Source organism: Microbacterium sp. MMO-56, assembly GCF_037146215.1.
Lineage (GTDB): Bacteria > Actinomycetota > Actinomycetes > Actinomycetales > Microbacteriaceae > Microbacterium.
Genome location: NZ_JBBCVW010000021.1, coordinates 31,758 through 51,551, shown reverse-complemented (window position 1 = coordinate 51,551; position 19,794 = coordinate 31,758). Strand labels below are relative to the sequence as shown.

Sequence of the window (19,794 nt, the reverse complement as noted above, 5' to 3'; positions counted from 1 at the left end):
CCTTCCGGACTGGTAAACGTTGCTCTAGACAATCAACATTTTCCCAGACCAGAAGGACATTTCACTTCACGGCACGCCCACGAACCGCACCCGACATGGTGGATCGGGGCTGAGTGTCCCAGAACTCCGCCATCGACTGCGGACACACCTTGACGCGGTCGGTGTTGCAGACGATGAGCATCGCCGTGGTACCGCTGTGGTAGCCATAGTCGGTCACGTTCTCGGCACCGAGCTCGTCGACGAGTCGAGCTTTCACGTCGGAAGGGATGGGATCCAGAAGGTCCTGGGCCGCGAGGAACTCGACGTCCGAATCGGTGATGGACTCCAGCACGTCCCACTCCGTACGGTTCGCCGAGGCTTGCGCCTCGGTGCGCGCGACGAACAGGCCGGGCGCATCGACCTGCTGCACCTCGATGCCCGTGTCGGCCGTGAACGGCTCCACGTACGCCGCCTGGTAGGCCTCGCTGGCCAGACCACCCCAGTTCGCGACCACGACCGGCCCGGAAGACTGCTCGGCACCTCCGGCTGACGATGCGCAGCCCGTGAGGGCCACCGCGGCCACAGCCACGAACGTTCCTGCGGCCGCGACGGCCGTCCGTCGAAGTGTCAGCACCATGTTCGATCTCCTCGTCGTTGAAAAGTGAACGGACCGTCCGGTCGTTCGAGTTGCAGAGCCCGTTTGCTAATGCAATCGTTTGCACTTCGATAGTATGCCGCGCGGCGATGTGACGCAAGCGGAAAGATGTCGGTGCTATGCGGGGATGTCGATGCGAAAGCCCCTCGACCACCGGGCGCGGATAGGAGCTTCGGGGATCAGGGAGAATCTCTCGTCGATCCTCTGCTTCGAGGCATCCAGCGCGGCCCGCGCGCCCGCCCAGTCGAACCCCACCAATCGACCATCGCGCTTCACGATGCGTCCGTCGACCATCACCAGGTCGACGAGAGCGGGAGCACCGTAGTTGACAACCGCCGCGTACGGGTCGCTCATCGGAGCCAGCCCGAGGACGTCCGTCCGCATCAGCAGGAGGTCGGCCTTCATCCCCGGCGCAAGGCTGCCCGTGATGTCGCCGAAACCCGCCGACCTCGCGCCTCCCGCGGTCGCGATGTCCAGGACCTGCTTCTGATGCACCTTCCGGGTCATGCGGAGGCGGTTCGAAAGCGCGCGCTCCAAGCGCCACACGTTCAGCAGAGCGCGCATCTGCCCGAACATGTCGGCCGACAGATCGATGGTGGCGTCTACGCCGAGGCTGGATTGCCCGCCGAGCGCGGCGAACCTCTCGACGGCGGGGAACGCCCCATAGGTCATCTCGATCTCGATGGCCGAGCTCAGAGACGCGCCGGCGTCGATAATCATCTGCAACTCGTCGTCCGGCAAGTGGTTGCCGTGGACGAACAGCAGGTCGGGGCCGATCTCACCGGCGTCATGCAGTTCGCGTACGACCTTCAACGGCTCCTTGGCACTCATGCCCATGTGGATGCTGATGCGCATCGGGTCGAGGGTACGACTCCAGCGCACCTCCTCGAGCATCGACCCGGGCTCCGAGAGAGTCTCGAACTCCCGCGACGCGATACCGAACCGGACCCGTGCGGACTCGTTCGAGAAGTAGGCGTCTCGCACGCGCACGGCGTTGTTTCGGTGCCACTGGTTCAGCGGGACGTTCACTTCTTCGAGCAGTGCCGGGAGTTCGCTCGGGTCCTGACCGGGACGATAGCGAAGATTGCGATAGGTGCCGTAGCCGAAGATCCCGCGGATGCCGGAGGAGATGAGCCCCTCCGCGAGTGCATCGGAGTGCTCTTCCGACAGCTGCAGGTGCGAGTGATCCACGATCGTCGTGATCCCGGAATCCAACGCCTCCATGGCGCCCACACGATTCGCCAGCTCGGCATCCTCCGGTTCGTAGCAGATGCAGTACATACCTCGGATGTAGGTCATGTAGTCCAGCAGGTTCCAGTCGGTGCGGATGCCGTGCAGCGGCGTCAGCCAGGTGTGTCGATGCGTGTCCACGAATCCGGGGCAGAGGATGGTTCCCGTCGCATCGATCACCTCGGCATCGACGACGTCGAGGTGGGGCGCGATCGCCGCGATCCGCTCGTCCTCGACGAGCAGGTCGCCCGCCGGCAGGTCATCGATGTCCCCTCGCATCGGCAGGATCGTGGCACCGCGGAAGAGGGTGCGCCGCCGGGTCAACGCTGCACCGATTCCGGCGAGGCGGCCATGTACGACTCCCGCCGCGGACCCACCATCGTCTCGATCGCGTACAGCGATGAGGATGCCGTGATGAACAGCGTGCGCCACGCATCGGCGCCCCACGTGAAGTTCGCCGCCCGCTCGGGAGTGCGCACGACGCCCAGACGCGCTCCGTCGGGGTCGAACACCCAGATCCCGCCCGGTCCCGTGACCCACACGTTGCCGAGTTCATCGCACTTCATGCCATCGGGAAGACCGGGATCGTCATCGCTGCGAATACCACGGGCGAAGACGCGCTCCCTCTTCAGCGACCCGTCCGGACGCACGTCATAGACGAGGATGCTCGCCCGGTCGGTGTCATTGACGTAGAGGAGACTCTCATCGGGCGAGAAGCACAGTCCGTTCGGCTCGATGAACGAGGCGCGGTCCACTACGAGCTGAACGTCCCCGCCGCCTGGTGGCACGCGATACACGCCCTGGAATCCCATCAGGAGGGGTCGCGCGACACCGAAGGCGGCCCGCCGCCCATACGTCGGGTCGGTGAAGTACACCGAACCGTCCGAACGGACGACAACATCGTTCGGACTGTTGAGCTCACACCCGTCGAAGTGCGTCGCCAGGGTCGTGGCCGTGCCGTCGCCCGCGGACCGGAGGACCGACGATGTCGCGTGCACACAGACGATCAGTGAAAGATCGGCGTCGTACGTCATCCCGTTGGCGAAACCGGTCGGCCGAGCAACGGCGGTCGCGCCCGATGCATCCCAGCGGTGGCGGGCGTCGCCGGGGACATCGGAGAAGTACAGCGCGCTCTCGCGCGGATTCCAGACCGGACCTTCCAACCAGGAGTATCCGGTGGCGAGGCGTCGAACGGGGGCGTCGACATTCACCAGCTGGGCGAAGCGGGGGTCTACGGAGATGTGGAGCACGACGGAGTGCCTTTCTTCTGCAGTGGAGGAGCGGTGGACGGTCGTCAGCGACCTGCGGGCCGCACGCCGGAGTCGGTGGCCATGAGCGCGGTCGCCTGAGGCATCGCGCGGCGCCCGTCAGCCGATACGGCGGCGGGTGATCTCCGCCATGACCGACCAATCGCGATCGGCGAGCTGCGGGTCGGCCAGAGCCTCCTCGAAGATCTCGCGCAATACCGGTGCGGTCGGGAGCGCGGCGGACGTCTCGGCAGCGGCCTCCTGCGCGAGCGAAAGGTCCTTGAGCCCGAGCTTCACGCTGAACGCAGCCGGCAGGTACTCCCGGGTCGCGATGACGGGGCCGTAGCCCTGATACGCGGAGCCGGTGTACGCGGCGTCCGTGAGAATCTCGACGAACGTGTGAGCGTCGACGTCGTCACGCTCCATCAGGTTGAGCGACTCCGCCAGGGCTTGCATCGTGTGGATGAGGTTGTAGTTCACTCCGATCTTCACCAGGTTCGCTTTTGCGGCGTCCTCACCGACACGCCATATGCGCCGGCCCAGCACCTGAAGGAAAGGCTCCGCGCGATTCAGTACGTCCTGCGGGCCGGCGGCGACGATGTTGAGCGCACCGGAGGCCGCCAGATGCGGTCTGCCCAACACGGGAGCGGCAGCATAGCCCACGCCGTGAGCCTCGTGACGAGTCTGCAGCCGACGCGCGGTGTCGAGACTCACGGTCGACATGTTCACGTGCGTTGCACCGCGGACGTCCCGAAGAGTCTCGTCGGTGAACACCGCGTGGACGGCCGCATCATCGGAGAGCATGGAGAAGGCGATGCCCGTCTGCAGCGCCTCTGCGGGGGAGGACGCCGCGCGGGCGCCGGCTGCCTGCAGAGGGATGACTGGCGCGGCGGAACGGTTCCAGACGGTCACATCGTGTCCGGCATCGAGCAGGCGGTGCGCCATGACGACACCCATCGTGCCCAGGCCGATGAATCCGATCGCTGCCATGCAGACTCCTACGTTCCGGACCCGATCGCTCGGGTCGATTTGCGCTCGATGAACTCCGGGGCGAGCATGATGCGCTCGGCGACGGCGCTTTCCCCCGCCACGGCGGCGAACGCGAGCCGTGCACTGTGCTGGCCGAGTTCGAACCCGGGCAGCCGCACCGTCGTGAGGGGAGGGTCGAGATGGTCGCTCAACGGCGCATCGTTGTACCCGACGACGGAGACATCCTCGGGGCAGCGCAGTCCGGCCTCGCGCAGCGCGTCGATGGCGCCCACGGCCATGAGGTCGTTGTGGGCGAAGAGCGCCGTCGGCCGTCGCTCGGGGGGAAGCCTCAGCACCGCAGCGGCCAGACGTCGCCCCTCGTCGATCGTGCTCGCCATGGCGTGACCGTCGACCGAAACGTCCTCAACGCCGATGTGCGCGGCGACGGCCTCGTGAAAACCACGTGATCGGCCGACGAACGATGAGATGCGGGGGTCCCCCGCGAGCTGGGCGATACGCCTGTGGCCTTGGGAGATCAAGTGGGTGACCGCCATGCGGGCGCCCATCCTGTCGTCCTGCAGCACCTCCCGGCGGTCGCCACCGCCTCCGGGCACCATGTCGAAGCCGCGCACCGCGAGCACCACCGGGACGCGGCTCTCCAGGTCGGCAACGTATTCTTCGTCGTCCATATGCGCGGCGCTGAGGATGATCGCGTCGACCCGATACCGCAGCAGCCGCGTCACGGCGCTGCGCAGGATGGCAGGATCGTCGTGAGTCTCGGCCACGAGCGGGAGCACCCCTCGCTCATGCGCCTCCTTCTCGACACCGCGGAGCAGAGCGAGGACGAACCCGTTGGACAGGTCGGCGACGATCACTCCGACAACCCCTGTGGATCCTTTGCGGAGCGAGCGTGCGACCGCGTTCGGCCGATAGCCCAGGTGCTCCGCGGCCGCTCGCACCCGGGCGCGGGTCTCCTCGTTGACGAGATGCGCCTGCTGCTCGTCCAGGGCGCGCGAGGCGGTGCCCACGTGCACCCCGGCGCGCAGTGCGACGTCCTTGAGGGTGGCGGGTGCGGACTTGGTCATCTGCGAGGCCTTCTTCCCCTTCGCGTGCGGGGTCGCGCACGTCCTCCGCCCATTATCGTGATGGCCGGACCAGGGTCTTGATCGCCGGCGGTGCGCCGTCTGACATCGGCCTCAGCGCCTCGTCCACGAGCCGATCGAGAGTGAGCGGGTCCGGCGCGATCGAGCCCCATCTCCCGCGCCGCGTGGCGACCAGCCGCGCAGCCTCCGGGAAGTCGGTCTCGCGCACCATCGCATTGGTGCCGATCAGGCTCAGCTCACGCACGGTCACACGCGCCAGGTCGACGGAGCGCAGGGCCTTCTGAATGCCCACGAGCACGATCTCGGTGCCCATGGGTACGATGTCGATCGCGAGCTGGATCCCGGGGTCCGACCCGGTGACCTCGAAGAACACCGGGATGCTGTGCGCGAACTCCGCAGCGATGCGGTCGCCGCTGCCGGGTTCCCCGGCACGCACCGTGACCTGTGCGCCCAGATCGGCCGCGACATCGAGACGCTCCTGCGTGAGATCGACGGCGACGACGTGGGCACCGGCATCCACCAGAGCGTGGATGAGGAACGCGCCGATGCCACCGATACCCTGCACGATCGCGACCGTCCCCGGCTCCACGTGTGCTCGCCGCAGCGAGTGCACGGCGATCGCCATCGGCTGCGCCAGCGCCGCCTCCTCCTCCGTCAGCCCAAGGGGTCCCACGTCGACGCAGCTGCCTACCGGCGTGGAGACGTACCGGGTCAGCGCGCCATCGCGATGCAGACCCACGGCCGCGTACCGGCGACAGAGGTTCGAGCGGCCCGTCACGCATTCACGGCAGGTACCGCACGGCGCAGATCCGCAGGAGGCGACGAGCTTGCCGAGCCACGTGGAATCCACTCCCTCTCCCACCTCGACAACCGTCCCGGAGAACTCGTGCCCCATCACCATCGGTCCGATGTGCCCCGTCACGGGGTGGGCACTCTCCACCGGGAAGAGCCTCGGCCCGTACGCCCACTCGGTCGCATCGGTGCCGCACACCCCGACCACTCCCACCTCGAGGAGGAGTTCTCCGGCGCGGGCCCGCGGAACCTGCACGTCTTCGAGCCGCAGGTCCTGACGACCGTGGAGCACCGCAGCACGCATGGTCGCTGGACGGGAGGGGGCGAGACTAGGGATCATCGATGACTCCTCGGTGGAGATGGGACAGCGTCGGTAGGTCAGTACGGGTTGGCGACGACGAGCTCTTCGGCCGGATACTTCGTGATGACGACCGGGCCGTCATCGGTGACGACGACCTCTTCCTCGATGCGCGCGGCGGAGTAGCCGTCGCTCGCCGGACAGTAGGTCTCAACCGCGAACACCATGCCGGCCTTGATCTCCACCGGCTCGCGGTAGCTGTTCAGCCGCGAGATGACCGGCCGCTCGTGCAGCCCCAGGCCGAGTCCGTGGCAGAACTGCAGTCCGAACGCCGACAGCTCGTCATCGAAGCCCAAGGACTCCGCTGTCGGGAAGAGCGACGCGATCTCGTCCGACCCGACGCCTGGCGCGATGGCGGCGAGAGCGTTGTCCATCCACTCCCGAGCTCGGCTGTAGGCGGCACGCTGGGGCGCCGTCGACCTGCCGACGCTGAACGTGCGGTAGTAACACGTGCGGTAGCCGTTGAACGAGTGGATGATGTCGAAGAACGCCTGGTCGCCGGGGCGGATGATCCGGTCGGTGAAGTTGTGGGGATGCGGGTTGCACCGCTCCCCCGAGATGGCGTTGACGGCCTCGACCTGGTCGGAGCCGTACTCGTACAGCTTCTTCGCCGCCAGAGCGACGATCTCGTTCTCACGGACGCCAGGCTTGAGCGCCTCCACGATGTCGGTGTAGACCCCGTCGACCATGGCTGCAGCCTGGTTGAGCAACATGATCTCGTCCGCGCTCTTGATCTCCCGCGCATCAAGCATGTGCTGCTGCGCGTCGACGACGGTGAAGCCCTGACGCTGCATCTCGAACAGGAAAGGCGGTTCGACGATATCGATTCCCACCGGAGCGTCCTGCAGGCCGAGGTCGGTGAGGATTCGTCGGATCTGCGTGACGGCATCGACCATGAGTCCCGCCGACGGCGCGACCGCGCCGCGGAAGCCGAGGAAACCAGGGTGATTGTGGTCATGCTTCAGCCACGGCGAGTAGAGCCGGTGATGCGTGACCGCTGAGCCGAAGTCCCACAGGTGCGGCTGGCCACCTCGTGTGAGCAACGCGTACCGGATCATCTTGTCGCCGAGCGCGCCGCCGACCCAGGACTGGGTGGTGTAGCGGATGTTGTAGAAGTCGAACAGCAGGAAGGCCCCGCACTCGCTGGCGTCCAGGGCGGCCTGCGCGCGGGTCAACCGATAGTCACGCAGCCGATCGAAGTCGACTCGCATCTCGTAGTCGACGCTTCCCACACCGGGCGTCAACAGCGGACGCGACGTGTTCTCGCCCATGAGCACAACTTCCTCCTCGATGAGTCTTCGCTGTCATCGTATTGCAATCGTTTGCATATCGCAACTGGCCCTTAGGCCACCCAGACGGTCTTGAGGTTGCAGAACTCGCGAATGCCTTCGCGTGAGAGCTCGCGCCCGTACCCTGACCGCTTGATGCCGCCGAACGGCAGCTCTGCGTACGAGACGGTCATGCCGTTGACGAAGACCGCGCCCGCCTCCATGCGCCGTTCGGCGTACGCGATCTCGTCGGGATCACTCGACCAGAACGCGGAACCGAGCCCGAAGTCACTGTCGTTCGCGATCTCGAGCGCGTGGTCGAGCGAGGTCGCACGATACAGGGAGGCGACGGGACCGAACGCCTCCTCCGACCACAGCCGCATGTCCCGGGTGAGCCCGCCGACGACCGTCGGTGCATAGAACCAGCCGGCGTCGGCGTCGCCGCGCGAACCTCCGACCAGGATTTCGGCCCCTTTCGCGCGCGCATCATCGACGAGCTCCTCGATGTCACGGCGACCGGATTCCGTGGCGAGCGGGCCGATGTCGGTGGACTCATCAGCCGGGTCGCCGACGACGAGCGCTGCCATCCGCTCGGTGAACCGACGGGCGAACTCGTCGTAGAGGTCCTCATGGATGATGAAACGCTTCGCGTTGATGCATGCCTGCCCGTTGTTCGTCGTACGGGCTCTCACCGCGGTCTCGACCGCGCCGTCGAGGTCGGCCGAGGGCATCACGATGAAAGGATCGGACCCGCCGAGTTCGAGCACGGCTTTCTTCAACACGTCCCCGGCCGCCGCGGCGATGGCACGTCCGGCCCCCTCAGAGCCCGTGAGGGTGACCGCGGCGACGCGTGAGTCGCGGATGACCGCCTCCACGCCCGCCGAGCCGATCAGCAGCGTCGAGAATGCACCGGACGGGAACCCGGCCCGGGTGAACAGTTCACCGAGGTACCGAGCGGACTGCGGCACGTTCGAGGCGTGCTTGAGCACGCCGGCATTGCCCGCCATCAGCGCGGGGGCGGCGAATCGGACGACTTGCCAGATCGGATAGTTCCACGGCATCACCGCCAGCACGACACCCAACGGCTCGTACCGGGTGCGCGCGGACGATGCCGTGACGGAAGACGGATCCTCGAGCTCGCGTCCCCGAAGGAAGAGGCGGGCGTTGTCGGCGTAGTAGTGCATGGTGTGCACGGACTTCGCGACCTCCGCGCGCGACTGGGCGAGCGGCTTGCCCATCTCGGCGGTGATGGTTGCGGCGACGTCGTCGATCTCGGACGCCAGGATGCCTGCGGCCGCCCGCATCCACTCGGCACGCCGGTCCCATCCGGCCACGTCGAGCGCGCCGACGGCGACGGCGGCTGCGGCGAGCTTTCGCTCGACCGCGTCGGCACCGTCCTCTTGGTACGCCGCGAGTTCGGTGCCGGTGGTCGGGTCGATGCTGCGGATGATCGCCATGGTGTGCTCCCTGGGTCAGATGAGGATGGTGAGCGGGTTCTCGATGCGCCGCTGCAGCGCGGCCAGCCACTGCGCCGCGACAGCGCCGTCGAGCACCCGATGATCGGCGGAGAGCGTGACCGTCATCACGGTCGCCGCGACGAGGTCGCCGGAGGCGTCGACGATTGGCCGTCTCCGCGCCGCACCGACAGCGAGGATGCCCGACTGCGGCGGATTGAGGATTGCGGTGAACGCGCCGGTGCCGTACATGCCGAGGTTCGACACAGAGAAGCTGCCGCCGTCGAGCTCGTGCGGCGTGAGTCGGCCGGCGCGAGCTCGTCGGGCGAGCTCGGCGACCGTGTCGCTCACACTGGTCAGCGACATCCGCTCGACAGCCCGCAGAACGGGCGTCACGAGCCCGCCGTCAGTCGCCACAGCGACGGAGATCTCGACGGAGGAGAACTGGCGGATGCTGTCGGCGTTCCAGATCGCGTTGGCGGCCGGCACGTCCATCAGAGCTCCGGCGACCGCCTTGATCACGAAGTCGTTGACCGACACCCGTCGAGGCGACGTCTCGTTGACCTGCGCGCGCAGCGAGAGGAGGTCGTCGACGCGGCAGTCCGCCTCGAGGTAGAAGTGCGGCACCGTCGTTGCGCTTTCGGTGAGTCGGCGCGCAATGGCGCGCCGCATCCGGCTGAGGGGCACGTCCTCATACGACCCGTCCGACGAGGCGGATGGGGACGAGACGGCGACGGAGGTCTCCTGCTCGAATGCGGGCTCCGGCGCCGCGTGGGCCGCTGACGTCAGCGCAGGATCCTGGGCGAGGTGGCGCTCGAGATCGCGGCGGACGATGCGGCCGTTAGGCCCGGTTCCCTCGATGCGGGCGATATCCACTCCCTGGTCGGCGGCGAGACGGCGCACGAGCGGACTCGTGAACACACGCGCCGCCACGCCGGCCGCCGAGCCCGCCGACGCCTCGCCGATCGGCGGCACCGTCGACGGCACGTCCTCATCGCCCGGGGACCGGTCATCCGGCGCCGCATCCACATCGGACTGCGCCTCGGAGACAGCCACCCCGCCGGCAGCGAGCGCATCGGCGACTGCACCGTCCCCGTCACCCTCTCCGAGCATGACGAGGATGGGCTCGCCCACACTCACGCTGTCTCCCTCGGCGGCGAGGAGGCGACCGACGACGCCTGCCGATTCCGCGGTCAGCTCGACGACGGCCTTGTCTGTCTCGATCTCGGCCAGCGGTTGGCCGAGCACGACGCTCGCGCCGACGGCGACCAACCAGGTCTGGATGGCGGCCTCGGCCGCACCCGCGAGCACCTCCGGCATGCGGATCAGTTCGGCCACGTCAGGCTCCGAATCCAGCACGTACGGCTTCGAGTCCGGCGATGACTTCCTCGGTGCGAGCGATCGCCGCGCGCTCCAGGACCCGCGATATGGACGGCGAGGCCTCCTCGCCGGTGACTCGCGAGACGGGCTGGTCCAACCAGTCGAAGAATCGCCGCTGGATCTCGTCGGCGAGCCACGCACCGTAGGACGTGCCGCGCGCGCCCTGTTCCACGATCAGAACCGCGTTGGTCTTGCGAATGCTCGCGCCCAGGGTCTCCCAGTCGAGCGATGCCCGATCGAGCCACCGCAGATCGATGAGCTCGGCGTCGATCCCCGTCAGCTCGATGGCCTCTCGAGCGTGCGCGATCATCGACAGGTAGCTGACCACGGTGACGTCGGATCCTTCACGAAGGACCGCGGCGCTTCCGGGCGGGATGACCCAATCGAGGTCGCCGACGGGCACCTCGTCGGCCACGCCGTAGAGGTCGACGTGTTCGATCACCAGGACGGGGTCCTGTAGCGCGAGCGCGGCGTTGACGAGCCCCACGTAGTCGGTGGCGTTCGACGGAGCGACGATCCGCCATCCCGGACTGGTCGCGAAGATGCCGGCGGGATCCATGAGATGCTGCGAGCCGTAGCCCGAGCCGATGGCCACCTTGGTGCGCAGGACCAGCGGGACGGGGTTGTCGCCTCCGAACATGTGGCGCGCCTTCCCGATCTGGTTGAAGACCTGATCGGCGGCGACCCACATGAAGTCGGGGTACATGAATTCCACGACGGGGCGGTAGCGGCCGTCGAGCGCGAGACCACCGGCGAGTCCGACGAACGCGTTCTCGCTGATGGGCGTGCCGAGAACGCGCTCGTCGCCGTACGTGTTCGCCAGCCCCTTCGTCGCGCCGTTCGTGCCACCGCCCAGGCGATGCACGTCCTCGCCCATCACCACGATGCGAGAGTCCTCGCTCATCCGCCGGTCCATCACTTGCGCTACAGCGTCGACGAACTTCAGCGCGCGCCTGTCCGCTCCCGGCTGGAGTGTCTCGAGAGCATCGAGCTCCGAGGCATCCCCCCGAACACCCACATTGACGAAACTCGTCTCCGGCCACAGCCCGGGACGAATCCGCCTCGTGCCGGGGCTCTCGGGGTCGCCTTCCACGAGCTGCGCGACGACGGCCGACATCGCAGACCGCACCCGATCGCGCAGACCGGCGACACCGGCAGCGTCGATGATGCCGCGTTCGATCATGCGGCGGGCGACGAGCTCGAGCGGGTCACGTGCACGCCACTCCGCTTCCTCGGCCTTGGTGCGGTAGCCGAACGCCGACCCCGGGTAGGCGCCGTTCTGGTGGAAGAAGCGGTAGACCTCCGCCTCGATCACCGTCGGCCCCCCGCCGGAACGCATCCGCTCCGCGGCCTGCTGCATCGCGAGGTACACAGCGAGTGGATCCATTCCGTCCACCCGCCAGGACGGAATGCCGAAGCCCTGGCCGCGCACGCTGAACCGAGGGTCTGCGGTGATCTCATCCGCACGGGTCGAGACGGCGTAGAGGTTGTTCTCGACGAAGAAGCAGACCGGCAGCTTCCAGGCGGCGGCGAGGTTCATCGACTCGAGCACCGACCCGATCTGGGCGGCCCCGTCTCCGAAGTAGTTGATCGTGAGGTCGGTGGTTCCGCTGTGTTTCTGGGCCCACGCGTTTCCTGTCGCCATCGGCGCGCCGCCGCCGACGATGGCGTTGGTCCCGAGTGCACCGGCCTCGAACCACTGCAGGTGCATCGACCCGCCGCGACCGCGGCAATACCCTTGCGCGAGGCCGAGGATCTCCGCGAGGGTGCGCTGCAGCACGGTCTGGATGGCCGCGCTCACCGGCTCAGCAGGATCGATGTCGCCTCCGCTCACATGGGTGAGTGCTTTCGCGAGGAACTGATGGTGTCCTCGGTGGGATCCATTCACCCCGTCGGAGGAGCGGAGGCCGATGATCGATCCGACCGCTCCGCCCTCCTGACCCACGCTCGAGTGCGCCGGCCCGTGGACCAGCCCCTCTCCGGCCAGCTCGAGCACCGTCTCCTCGAAGGCACGGATCAGATGAAGCTGGCTCAGCATCGTGCCGAGGAGGCGCGGGTCGGCAGCATCCCAATCCGCGGGTGTGGTCGACACCTCGACCCAGGGCACCCCCGTCTGCAACTTCTTCGTCTTCGGCATCGTCGCCTCTCTCATCACTCTCGTCACTAATCGGATCCAATGCTAGGCACAGGCGCGCGGTCTAGCAAGGAAAACGGGGGTTGAGTTACGCATGATCTCGCACTTAGGATCCAATCATTGAGACAGAGAGGTCACGCCATGGCAGAACACACTCCGGGGATCCCGGGCCTCCGAGGTACCGAACACATCGGGTTCACCGTCCCCGATCTGACTGAGGCGGAGCACTTCCTCGTCGACATCCTGGGGTGCGAGCGTGTCTACACGCTGGGCTCGAAGCAGGCGAACGACGACTGGATGCACACTCACTTGGGCGTGCACCCCCGCACCACGATTCGCGAGATCCGCTTCTACCGGCTCGGCCACGGGACCAACTTCGAGGTGTTCCTCTACGAACCCGCCGACGGTCAGGCGCCGCCGCCTCGCAACAGCGACCTCGGCGGCTATCACCTCGCGTTCTACGTCGACGATCTCGACGCGGCGGTGTCGTTCCTGCGCAGCCACGATGTCGAGGTGATGGGCACACCCACGAGCAGCAAGCACGCGGCGGAAGGCCAGCGCTGGGTGTACTTCCGCAGCTCCTGGGGCATGCAGTTCGAGCTCGTCAGCTTTCCGAACGGCAAGGCATACGAGAATGGAGCTCAGCGCGCACTGTGGCACCCCGCGGATCCCGCGCGCTGACGGGAGATCGGATGACAGTGGAGACCGTCCCACACGGAGCCACCGGTGCGCGCATCGCCACCACACTGCGCGACGCCATCCTCGCCGGCGAGTACACGCCCGGCGAACGCATTCGCCAAGACGAGCTCGCCGAGCGGCACGGCTCGAGTCGACTCCCTGTGCGCGAGGCCCTGCGGATGCTTCAGGCCGAGGGCCTCGTCACCCTCGTGGCCAACACGGGAGCCTGGGTGTCGCGCATCAGCCTCGCGGAATGCCACGAGATGTACCAGATGCGAGAACATCTGGAGCCGCTCCTCCTCCGCATGAACGTGCCACTCGTCACCGACGACACGATCGATGGTCTCGAACTTCTGGCCGATGCGATGGAATCCTCCGACGACGTCGAGCGCTTCCTCCGACTCGACCGCGAGTTCCATCTCTCCGCATTGGAGGCGGCGTCGACAACGATGCTCGGAGACACGGTGCGGATCCTCTGGAACCGCACGCAGCACTACCGCCGCGCGGCGACGCGCCTGTTCTATGCCCAGGGGGATCAGAGCGTTCACCACGACCACCATCTCATCGTCAACGCGCTTCGGCGACGAGACGATGTTGAGGCGGAACGCGTCCTCGCGGGGCACATCCGCCGCAGTCGCTTGGAACTGTCGGATCACCCCGAGCTGTTCCTGCCCGAACCGTGAATCTGCGTGGGTCAGGCGAGTGCGCGGGAGGCGCGTGCGCGGCGTGATCCAGTGTCCGTCCAGACGCCGAATGCGGCGATCAGGGGAATGGCGATGGCCAGGAGCAGTGTGATTCCTGTGCCATCGCGACGGTTCCATCGCTTGCTGCGGGCGACCAATGGATCCGGTGAGCGCATAGGCGACCCCGAAGGCGCCGCCGAGAGCGGCGCTGAGCGCAAGGACCCGGACCGTTGACCTGGCGGTTCGAGGCGAGGACCGCGGCCCACGATGCGGGCGCGGAAAGGAGCTCGACATCAATGGCGTGGCGCGGTGGGGTGTGGCGGCGAGGACGGCAGCGATCAGCGAGAGGGCGATCCGAGCGAATCGAGGGAGATCTGTTCGCGAGAGAACACTGTCGGCGAACAGGCCGAGGGATACCGCGCCAATGATCAGCCCCGCGCCGCTGGGAGGCAGCCAGGCCTTGGCCACAGGCGGAGCAGGCGTACCTGCGTCGGCCGCGTCGAAGCCCAGCGACCACGACCATGCCGCCAGCCCGGCGAGCACACGTGCAGGCACCGTGAGAAGAGCCATGATGATCGCGCGACCGTCGCCGACCCAGCCGCGATCGCGTACGACGGCAACGGCGGAGACAGCAGTGAGAAGCGGGACGATCCCGATGGTCAGGAGGGCAGCAGCACGGCAGTCGCAGCACTGCCCAGCGTCCAGATGTACATCACACCCGCGGCGATCGACAGCACCAGCGCGAGCCGTGCGGTGAGACGCGCCCCCGTCCCGTGAAGCACGGCACCCCACGCATCGGCGGGCGACAGTCCGGTACGCCCCTCATGCTCCGTTCTGCGCCGATATCGCTCGCCGCTGCACGCTCAGGCGACTCCTCGCGACCGCCGCCTGGACTTCGAGGGCCGTGACTTCATCAGTGAGCGCCGTCACGCCCTCATCCGTCAGGCAGTAGTAGCGGCGAGCGCGCCCCTTCACGATCTCTTCACCGTCCGCTCGAATCAACCCCTCGCGCTCGAGCCGCTCCAACGCGGCATACAGCGTCGTCACCTTTGCCCAAGAGCGATGACGCGCTCCTACGGGACGGGATCAGGGAATGAAGAAACCCCCGCGATCCCAATGTTCCCAGGGACCTGCGGGGGTTCTACGTGGCGGTGACGGTGGGATTTGAACCCACGGTAGGGGGTTACCCTACACAACTTTTCGAGAGTTGCACCTTCGGCCGCTCGGACACGTCACCGCCGACAAGCTTACGACACTCCGGGCATCCCCGCGAACCGGGCATCCGTGCCCGCGCCGGTGTCCCCCCGCGCGGGTAGCGTGAACGCGTGGCAGAACGGATGACCGGGCAACAACGACTCGTCGTGGCGATCGCCGTGCTCGGCTCCTTCGTCGCGTTCCTCGACGGCACGGTCGTGAACGTGGCACTCCCCGCGATCGCCCGCGAGCTCGGCGGAGGCCTGTCGACGCAGCAGTGGACGGTCGACGCCTACCTCGTCACGCTCGGTGCGCTCATCCTGGTCGCCGGCGCCGCCAGCGACGCGTACGGCCGCCTGCTGGTGCTGCGGATCGGCCTGATCGGGTTCGGGGTCGCCTCCCTCGCCGTCGCGGCGGCTCCGACCATCGAGCTGCTCATCGCGGCGCGGGCTCTCCAGGGGGTCGCGGGCGCGTTCCTCGTCCCGAGCTCGCTCGCCCTGATCACCTCGACCATGGCCGACCCCGTCCGCTCGCGCGCGATCGGCGTCTGGACGGCGCTGACGACGGGGGCCATGATCGTCGGACCGCTTCTCGGGGGCGTCATCGTCGACAACGCGTCGTGGCGGTGGGTCTTCCTCATCAACGTCCTGCCGATCGGCGCGGCCCTCTGGCTGCTGACCCGTCTCGACGCGCGCGACGAGCGACGAGCCGACGCCCGCATCGACTGGATCGGCGCCGTCCTGTGCACCGCGGGCCTCGGACTCGCCGTGCTGGCCCTCATCGAGCTGCCCGCGGGCGGCCCCGCGACCCCGTGGCTCTGGGCCGCGCTCGGCGCCGGCGTCGTGCTCTTCGCCGCGTTCGTCCTCCGCCAGCGCAGCGCCGCCGAGCCCCTGCTCCCCCTGGATCTGTTCCGCGCCCGCACGTTCGCCAGCGGCAACCTGGCGACCCTCTTCATCTACGCCGCTCTGTCGCTGAACGGATTCGTGATCGCGGTCTACCTGCAGCAGGGGGCCGGGTTCTCGGCGACGCTCGCAGGTCTGGTGAGCCTGCCGACGACGATCCTCGTCATCGCGCTGAGCTCGCGGATCGGCGTGCTGTCCGGGCGCCTCGGCCCTCGCCTGTTCATGACGGTCGGCCCGCTCGTGATGGCGGGGGGATGCCTTCTGCTCCTGACCGTCGGGGCGGAGGTCGACTACTGGTGGCAGGTCCTTCCCGGCATGATCGTGCTCGGTCTGGGGCTCGCGATCACCGTCTCGCCGCTCACCGCCGCGATCCTGGGGTCGGCGGACCCGGCGCGATCGGGCATCGCCTCGGCCGTCAACAACGCCGTCGCCCGTGTCGCGGGACTGCTCGCGATCGCCTCGCTCGCAGCGATCACCGGAGGGGCGCTGGACCTGCCCGGCTTCCATCGCGCGTCGGCCGTGGCCGCGGCGCTCATGGTGATCGGGGCGATCGTGTCCGCCGCGGGCGTGCGCAACCCGCCGCATCCGTCACGAACGGTCGATCAGGGGCTCGCGTAGGCCGCGGCGGCGCGCCGCCCGCACCTCCGCGGCACGGCCGCGTCCACGATGCGCGTCGCGTGGCGCGTCCGTCCGGCGCTCTCGATCGGTTCTCGCCGTCTCCGCGGTGGCACCCGGGTCGGCGCACTGCAAGACTGAGCGCATGAGCCTGATCGAGAACTCGAAACTGACCGTCGTCGGCGCGGGAGCGGTCGGATCCTCCGTCGCCTACGCCGCCCTGATCCGCGGCTCGGCCCGCCACGTCGCCCTGTACGACATCGCCGCCGAGAAGACCGAGGCCGAGGTGCTCGACCTCGCCCACGGCGCCCAGTTCACCGGTTCGAGCGACATCATCGGCGGGGCGGACATCTCGGTCGCCGCCGGCTCGCACGTCGTCGTGATCACGGCGGGGGCCAAGCAGAAGCCGGGTCAGACCCGCATCGAGCTCGCCGGGGTCAACGCCGGCATCCTGAAGTCGATGATGCCGCAGCTGCTGGAGGTCGCGCCCAACGCCACCTTCGTCATCGTCACCAACCCCTGCGACGTGCTCACCGTGCTCGCGCAGGAGGCCACCGACCTCCCGTACCAGCGGATCTTCGCCTCCGGCACGGTCCTCGACACGTCCCGCCTGCGCTGGAAGATCGCCCAGCGCGCGGGCGTGTCGATCTCCAGCGTGCACGCCTACATCGTCGGCGAGCACGGCGACACCGAGTTCCCCCTCTGGTCGCACGCGACCATCGGCACCGTGCCGATCCTCGAGTGGGAGCCCCTCGACGGCCAGCCGAAGTTCACCGTCGACGAGCTCGACCGCATCGCCGTCGACGTGCGGGATGCCGCGTACAAGGTCATCCAGGGCAAGGGGGCGACCAACTACGCGATCGGGCTGTCGAGCGCGCGCATCGTCGAAGCGATCCTGAAGGACGAGCACTCGGTCATGCCCGTCTCGACCGTGCTCGACGACTTCCACGGGGTGAGCGGGGTCGCCCTGTCGGTCCCCTCGGTCGTGTCCGCCTCGGGAGCCGAGCCGGTGCGTCAGACATCGTTCTCGGCGAGCGAGCTGGGCCTCTTCCGCCGCTCGGCGGACGCCCTCCGCGAGGTCGCCGACTCCCTGCGCTGACCTTCTCGGGCGGGGTGCCCGCTCCGGTCGTCGGACCGATGGGGCTGGTGTGTCGTCGTGATGCCTCACCGGCATCGCGAGCCCCACGGATCCGACGACCGGCACCCTGTCGACCCCAGGCCGACCCCGGGTCGGGTGTCGGGCCCCCGGGCTAGCCTGGTGACATGGCATCCAAGCGGACGACTCTGGCGTACCGCTGCACCGAGTGCGGCTGGACGAGCGCCAAGTGGGTGGGGCGCTGCGGCGAGTGCCAGCAATGGGGCACCGTGGTCGAGGCGGCCCCTGTTGTCGCCGCGATGACGACGATGACGCCGACGCAGGCCGCTCGGCCGATCACCGAGATCGACACGCGGGAGACGCCCCGGCGCACGTCGGGAGTCGGCGAGTTCGACCGGGTGCTCGGCGGAGGCATCGTCCCCGGCGCGGCGATCCTGCTCTCCGGCGAGCCCGGCGTGGGCAAGTCGACACTGCTGCTCGAGGTAGCGGCGCGGACGGCGGCGGCGGGCCGCCGCGTTCTCTACGTGAGCGCCGAGGAGTCGCTGGGGCAGGTGCGCCTGCGCGCCGAGCGCACGGGGTCGCTGCATCCCGAGCTCTACCTCGCGAGCGAGACGGACCTCGCGACCATCCTGGGCCACGTCGACGAGACCAGGCCCGACCTCCTCGTCGTCGACTCGGTGCAGACGGTCGCCTCGGCACTCGTCGACGGCGCTGCGGGCCACCCCGGCCAGGTCCGCGAAGTGGCGTCCACCCTCATCCGGGTCGCCAAGGCCCGGTCGCTGCCGGTCATCCTGGTCGGCCACGTCACGAAGGACGGCCAGGTCGCGGGCCCCCGCATCCTGGAGCACCTGGTCGACGTCGTCTGTCACTTCGAGGGCGACCGGCAGACGTCCTTGCGCTTCGTCCGCGCCCTGAAGAACCGTTTCGGCGCGACCGACGAGGTCGGCTGCTTCGAGCAGACGCAGCACGGCATCGCCGAGGTCCCCGACCCGAGCGCGCTGTTCCTCGGCCACGGCTCTCGCGAGCCCGGCACCTGCGTCACGATCGCCCTCGAGGGGCGTCGCGCTCTGCCGGTCGAGGTGCAGGCGCTCACCCTGCCGGGGTCGGGCCCCAACCCGCGACGGATCGTGAGCGGCGTCGACGGCGCGCGCGTCGCGATGGTGCTGGCGGTGCTGGAGAAGCGCGCGGGCATCCGAGTCTCCGACCAGGACGTGTACGTGTCGACGGTCGGCGGCGTGCGACTCACCGAACCCGCCGCCGATCTCGCCATCGCCCTCGCCGTCGCCAGCGCGGTGTCCAACCGACCCAATCCCGCCCAGCTCGTCGCGATCGGCGAGCTGAGCCTCGCGGGCGAGGTCCGCGCCGTCACCCAGCACGACCAGCGCCGCGCCGAGGCGACTCGTCTCGGGTACCGCACAATCGTCGACACCGCGTCGGTCGACCTCCGCCGGGCGTTGCGCGATCTGCCGAGGCTGCACCCGGTCGAGAAGGGCGACGTCCCGGACTTCTGAGGTCAGGCGTCGAGAGCGGCGATGACGTCGGCGGGCGCCGCCTGCATGGGGTGCGGCCCGGCGATGTCGAAGAACACCGTCGTGATCTCGGACGCGTGGGCATCGAGGAACGCGCGGAGCCACGCGGGCGAGTGCAGGCCCACCGCCGGAGGCAGCGCCGCCGGCTTGTGCGCCGCGTCGCTGAACAGCAGGAGGGCCACATCGCCGGTCTTCGGGTCGCGGTAGGTCCAGACCTCGCCGGAGTCGCGCGGGTCGTCGCGCTGACCGGGACGCAGCAGCGGGACGACCGTCGGGCCGTGTCGGAGGGCGAAGGCCAGCGCCGCCATGTCCTGGGTCTGCAGGGCGTCGGCGAGCTGCGGGTTGCGGAAATCGAGGGGCGACGCCTTCGCACGCTTCTTGCCTGCCATGCATCCAGCCTACGAGAGCCGGACAAAGGGGGGACCCTCTCGATCCTCACATTGGGGACTGGAAGGATCGAGAGGGCCCGTGCTCTCGTGCGACGGTGAGTCCGGAACTCCGTCCACTGGGGTGGACGTCGAGGACCGC

At 68.4% G+C, this 19,794-nt stretch carries 18 protein-coding genes and 1 tRNA gene; 5 read left to right on the top strand and 14 right to left on the bottom strand.

The features are described from left to right. Positions 1 to 61: 61 nt before the first annotated feature. The 10 genes from WFI00_RS15905 to WFI00_RS15860 all read right to left on the bottom strand — a co-directional run bounded on the left by WFI00_RS15905 (position 62) and on the right by WFI00_RS15860 (position 12,572). The gene (locus WFI00_RS15905) at positions 62 to 616 is read right to left on the bottom strand and encodes a hypothetical protein (protein WP_336642373.1); all 555 of its coding nucleotides are present in this window, start codon (positions 614 to 616) and stop codon (positions 62 to 64) included. Positions 617 to 751: 135 nt separating this feature from the next. Next, positions 752 to 2,296: an amidohydrolase family protein gene (locus WFI00_RS15900; protein WP_336631839.1), complete on the bottom strand. Its 1,545-nt coding sequence runs from the start codon at positions 2,294 to 2,296 to the stop codon at positions 752 to 754. After that, positions 2,185 to 3,114 (bottom strand): SMP-30/gluconolactonase/LRE family protein, encoded by a 930-nt coding sequence (locus WFI00_RS15895; protein ID WP_336631838.1) that lies wholly within the window; start codon positions 3,112 to 3,114, stop codon positions 2,185 to 2,187. The genes WFI00_RS15900 and WFI00_RS15895 overlap by 112 nt, the downstream gene beginning before the upstream one ends. 117 nt (positions 3,115 to 3,231) lie before the next feature. Beyond that, positions 3,232 to 4,101 (bottom strand): NAD(P)-dependent oxidoreductase, encoded by an 870-nt coding sequence (locus tag WFI00_RS15890; RefSeq protein WP_336631837.1) that lies wholly within the window; start codon positions 4,099 to 4,101, stop codon positions 3,232 to 3,234. 8 nt (positions 4,102 to 4,109) lie between these two features. Next, positions 4,110 to 5,165: a LacI family DNA-binding transcriptional regulator gene (locus WFI00_RS15885; protein WP_336631836.1), complete on the bottom strand. Its 1,056-nt coding sequence runs from the start codon at positions 5,163 to 5,165 to the stop codon at positions 4,110 to 4,112. 52 nt (positions 5,166 to 5,217) lie between these two features. Then, entirely contained in the window at positions 5,218 to 6,315 is a 1,098-nt protein-coding gene (locus WFI00_RS15880; protein ID WP_336631835.1) for a zinc-dependent alcohol dehydrogenase, read from the bottom strand. Between the two features lie 38 nt (positions 6,316 to 6,353). Further along, complete coding sequence (locus WFI00_RS15875; RefSeq protein WP_336631834.1) at positions 6,354 to 7,604, bottom strand: M24 family metallopeptidase; 1,251 nt, start codon at positions 7,602 to 7,604, stop codon at positions 6,354 to 6,356. Between the two features lie 71 nt (positions 7,605 to 7,675). Next, on the bottom strand, positions 7,676 to 9,058 hold the full coding sequence (locus WFI00_RS15870; protein WP_336631833.1) for an aldehyde dehydrogenase family protein: 1,383 nt from the start codon (positions 9,056 to 9,058) through the stop codon (positions 7,676 to 7,678). A 15-nt stretch (positions 9,059 to 9,073) separates the two neighbouring features. Continuing rightward, complete coding sequence (locus WFI00_RS15865; protein ID WP_336631832.1) at positions 9,074 to 10,393, bottom strand: dihydrolipoamide acetyltransferase family protein; 1,320 nt, start codon at positions 10,391 to 10,393, stop codon at positions 9,074 to 9,076. Between the two features lies 1 nt (position 10,394). Next, on the bottom strand, positions 10,395 to 12,572 hold the full coding sequence (locus tag WFI00_RS15860; protein WP_336631831.1) for an alpha-ketoacid dehydrogenase subunit alpha/beta: 2,178 nt from the start codon (positions 12,570 to 12,572) through the stop codon (positions 10,395 to 10,397). A 138-nt stretch (positions 12,573 to 12,710) separates the two neighbouring features. Between WFI00_RS15860 and WFI00_RS15855 the strand changes: the two genes are divergently transcribed. Together WFI00_RS15855 and WFI00_RS15850 are read left to right on the top strand one after the other, a co-directional pair. Then, on the top strand, positions 12,711 to 13,250 hold the full coding sequence (locus WFI00_RS15855; RefSeq protein WP_336631830.1) for a VOC family protein: 540 nt from the start codon (positions 12,711 to 12,713) through the stop codon (positions 13,248 to 13,250). Between the two features lie 11 nt (positions 13,251 to 13,261). Then, entirely contained in the window at positions 13,262 to 13,930 is a 669-nt protein-coding gene (locus WFI00_RS15850) for a GntR family transcriptional regulator (protein ID WP_336638482.1), read from the top strand. A 659-nt stretch (positions 13,931 to 14,589) separates the two neighbouring features. Here the strand turns inward: WFI00_RS15850 and WFI00_RS15845 are convergent. From WFI00_RS15845 to WFI00_RS15835, 3 genes are all read right to left on the bottom strand, one after another. Continuing rightward, entirely contained in the window at positions 14,590 to 14,712 is a 123-nt protein-coding gene (locus tag WFI00_RS15845; RefSeq protein ID WP_336631828.1) for a hypothetical protein, read from the bottom strand. A gap of 40 nt (positions 14,713 to 14,752) precedes the next feature. Then, positions 14,753 to 14,977, bottom strand: a complete 225-nt coding sequence (locus WFI00_RS15840; protein ID WP_336631827.1) for a PadR family transcriptional regulator — start codon at positions 14,975 to 14,977, stop codon at positions 14,753 to 14,755. A gap of 99 nt (positions 14,978 to 15,076) precedes the next feature. Further along, positions 15,077 to 15,167: transfer RNA gene (locus WFI00_RS15835), tRNA-Ser, on the bottom strand. Positions 15,168 to 15,267: 100 nt separating this feature from the next. Between WFI00_RS15835 and WFI00_RS15830 the strand changes: the two genes are divergently transcribed. The 3 genes from WFI00_RS15830 to radA all read left to right on the top strand — a co-directional run bounded on the left by WFI00_RS15830 (position 15,268) and on the right by radA (position 19,248). Beyond that, on the top strand, positions 15,268 to 16,644 hold the full coding sequence (locus WFI00_RS15830) for an MFS transporter (protein ID WP_442928338.1): 1,377 nt from the start codon (positions 15,268 to 15,270) through the stop codon (positions 16,642 to 16,644). Positions 16,645 to 16,786: 142 nt separating this feature from the next. After that, positions 16,787 to 17,740 (top strand): L-lactate dehydrogenase, encoded by a 954-nt coding sequence (locus WFI00_RS15825; protein ID WP_336631825.1) that lies wholly within the window; start codon positions 16,787 to 16,789, stop codon positions 17,738 to 17,740. 164 nt (positions 17,741 to 17,904) lie between these two features. Beyond that, on the top strand, positions 17,905 to 19,248 hold the full coding sequence (gene radA, locus WFI00_RS15820; RefSeq protein ID WP_336631824.1) for a DNA repair protein RadA: 1,344 nt from the start codon (positions 17,905 to 17,907) through the stop codon (positions 19,246 to 19,248). 2 nt (positions 19,249 to 19,250) lie between these two features. Here radA and WFI00_RS15815 read toward each other — a convergent pair whose 3' ends face one another. Next, a complete protein-coding gene (locus WFI00_RS15815) occupies positions 19,251 to 19,655 on the bottom strand; it encodes a dehydrogenase (RefSeq protein WP_336631823.1) in 405 nt (134 codons plus the stop codon). Positions 19,656 to 19,794: the final 139 nt, after the last annotated feature.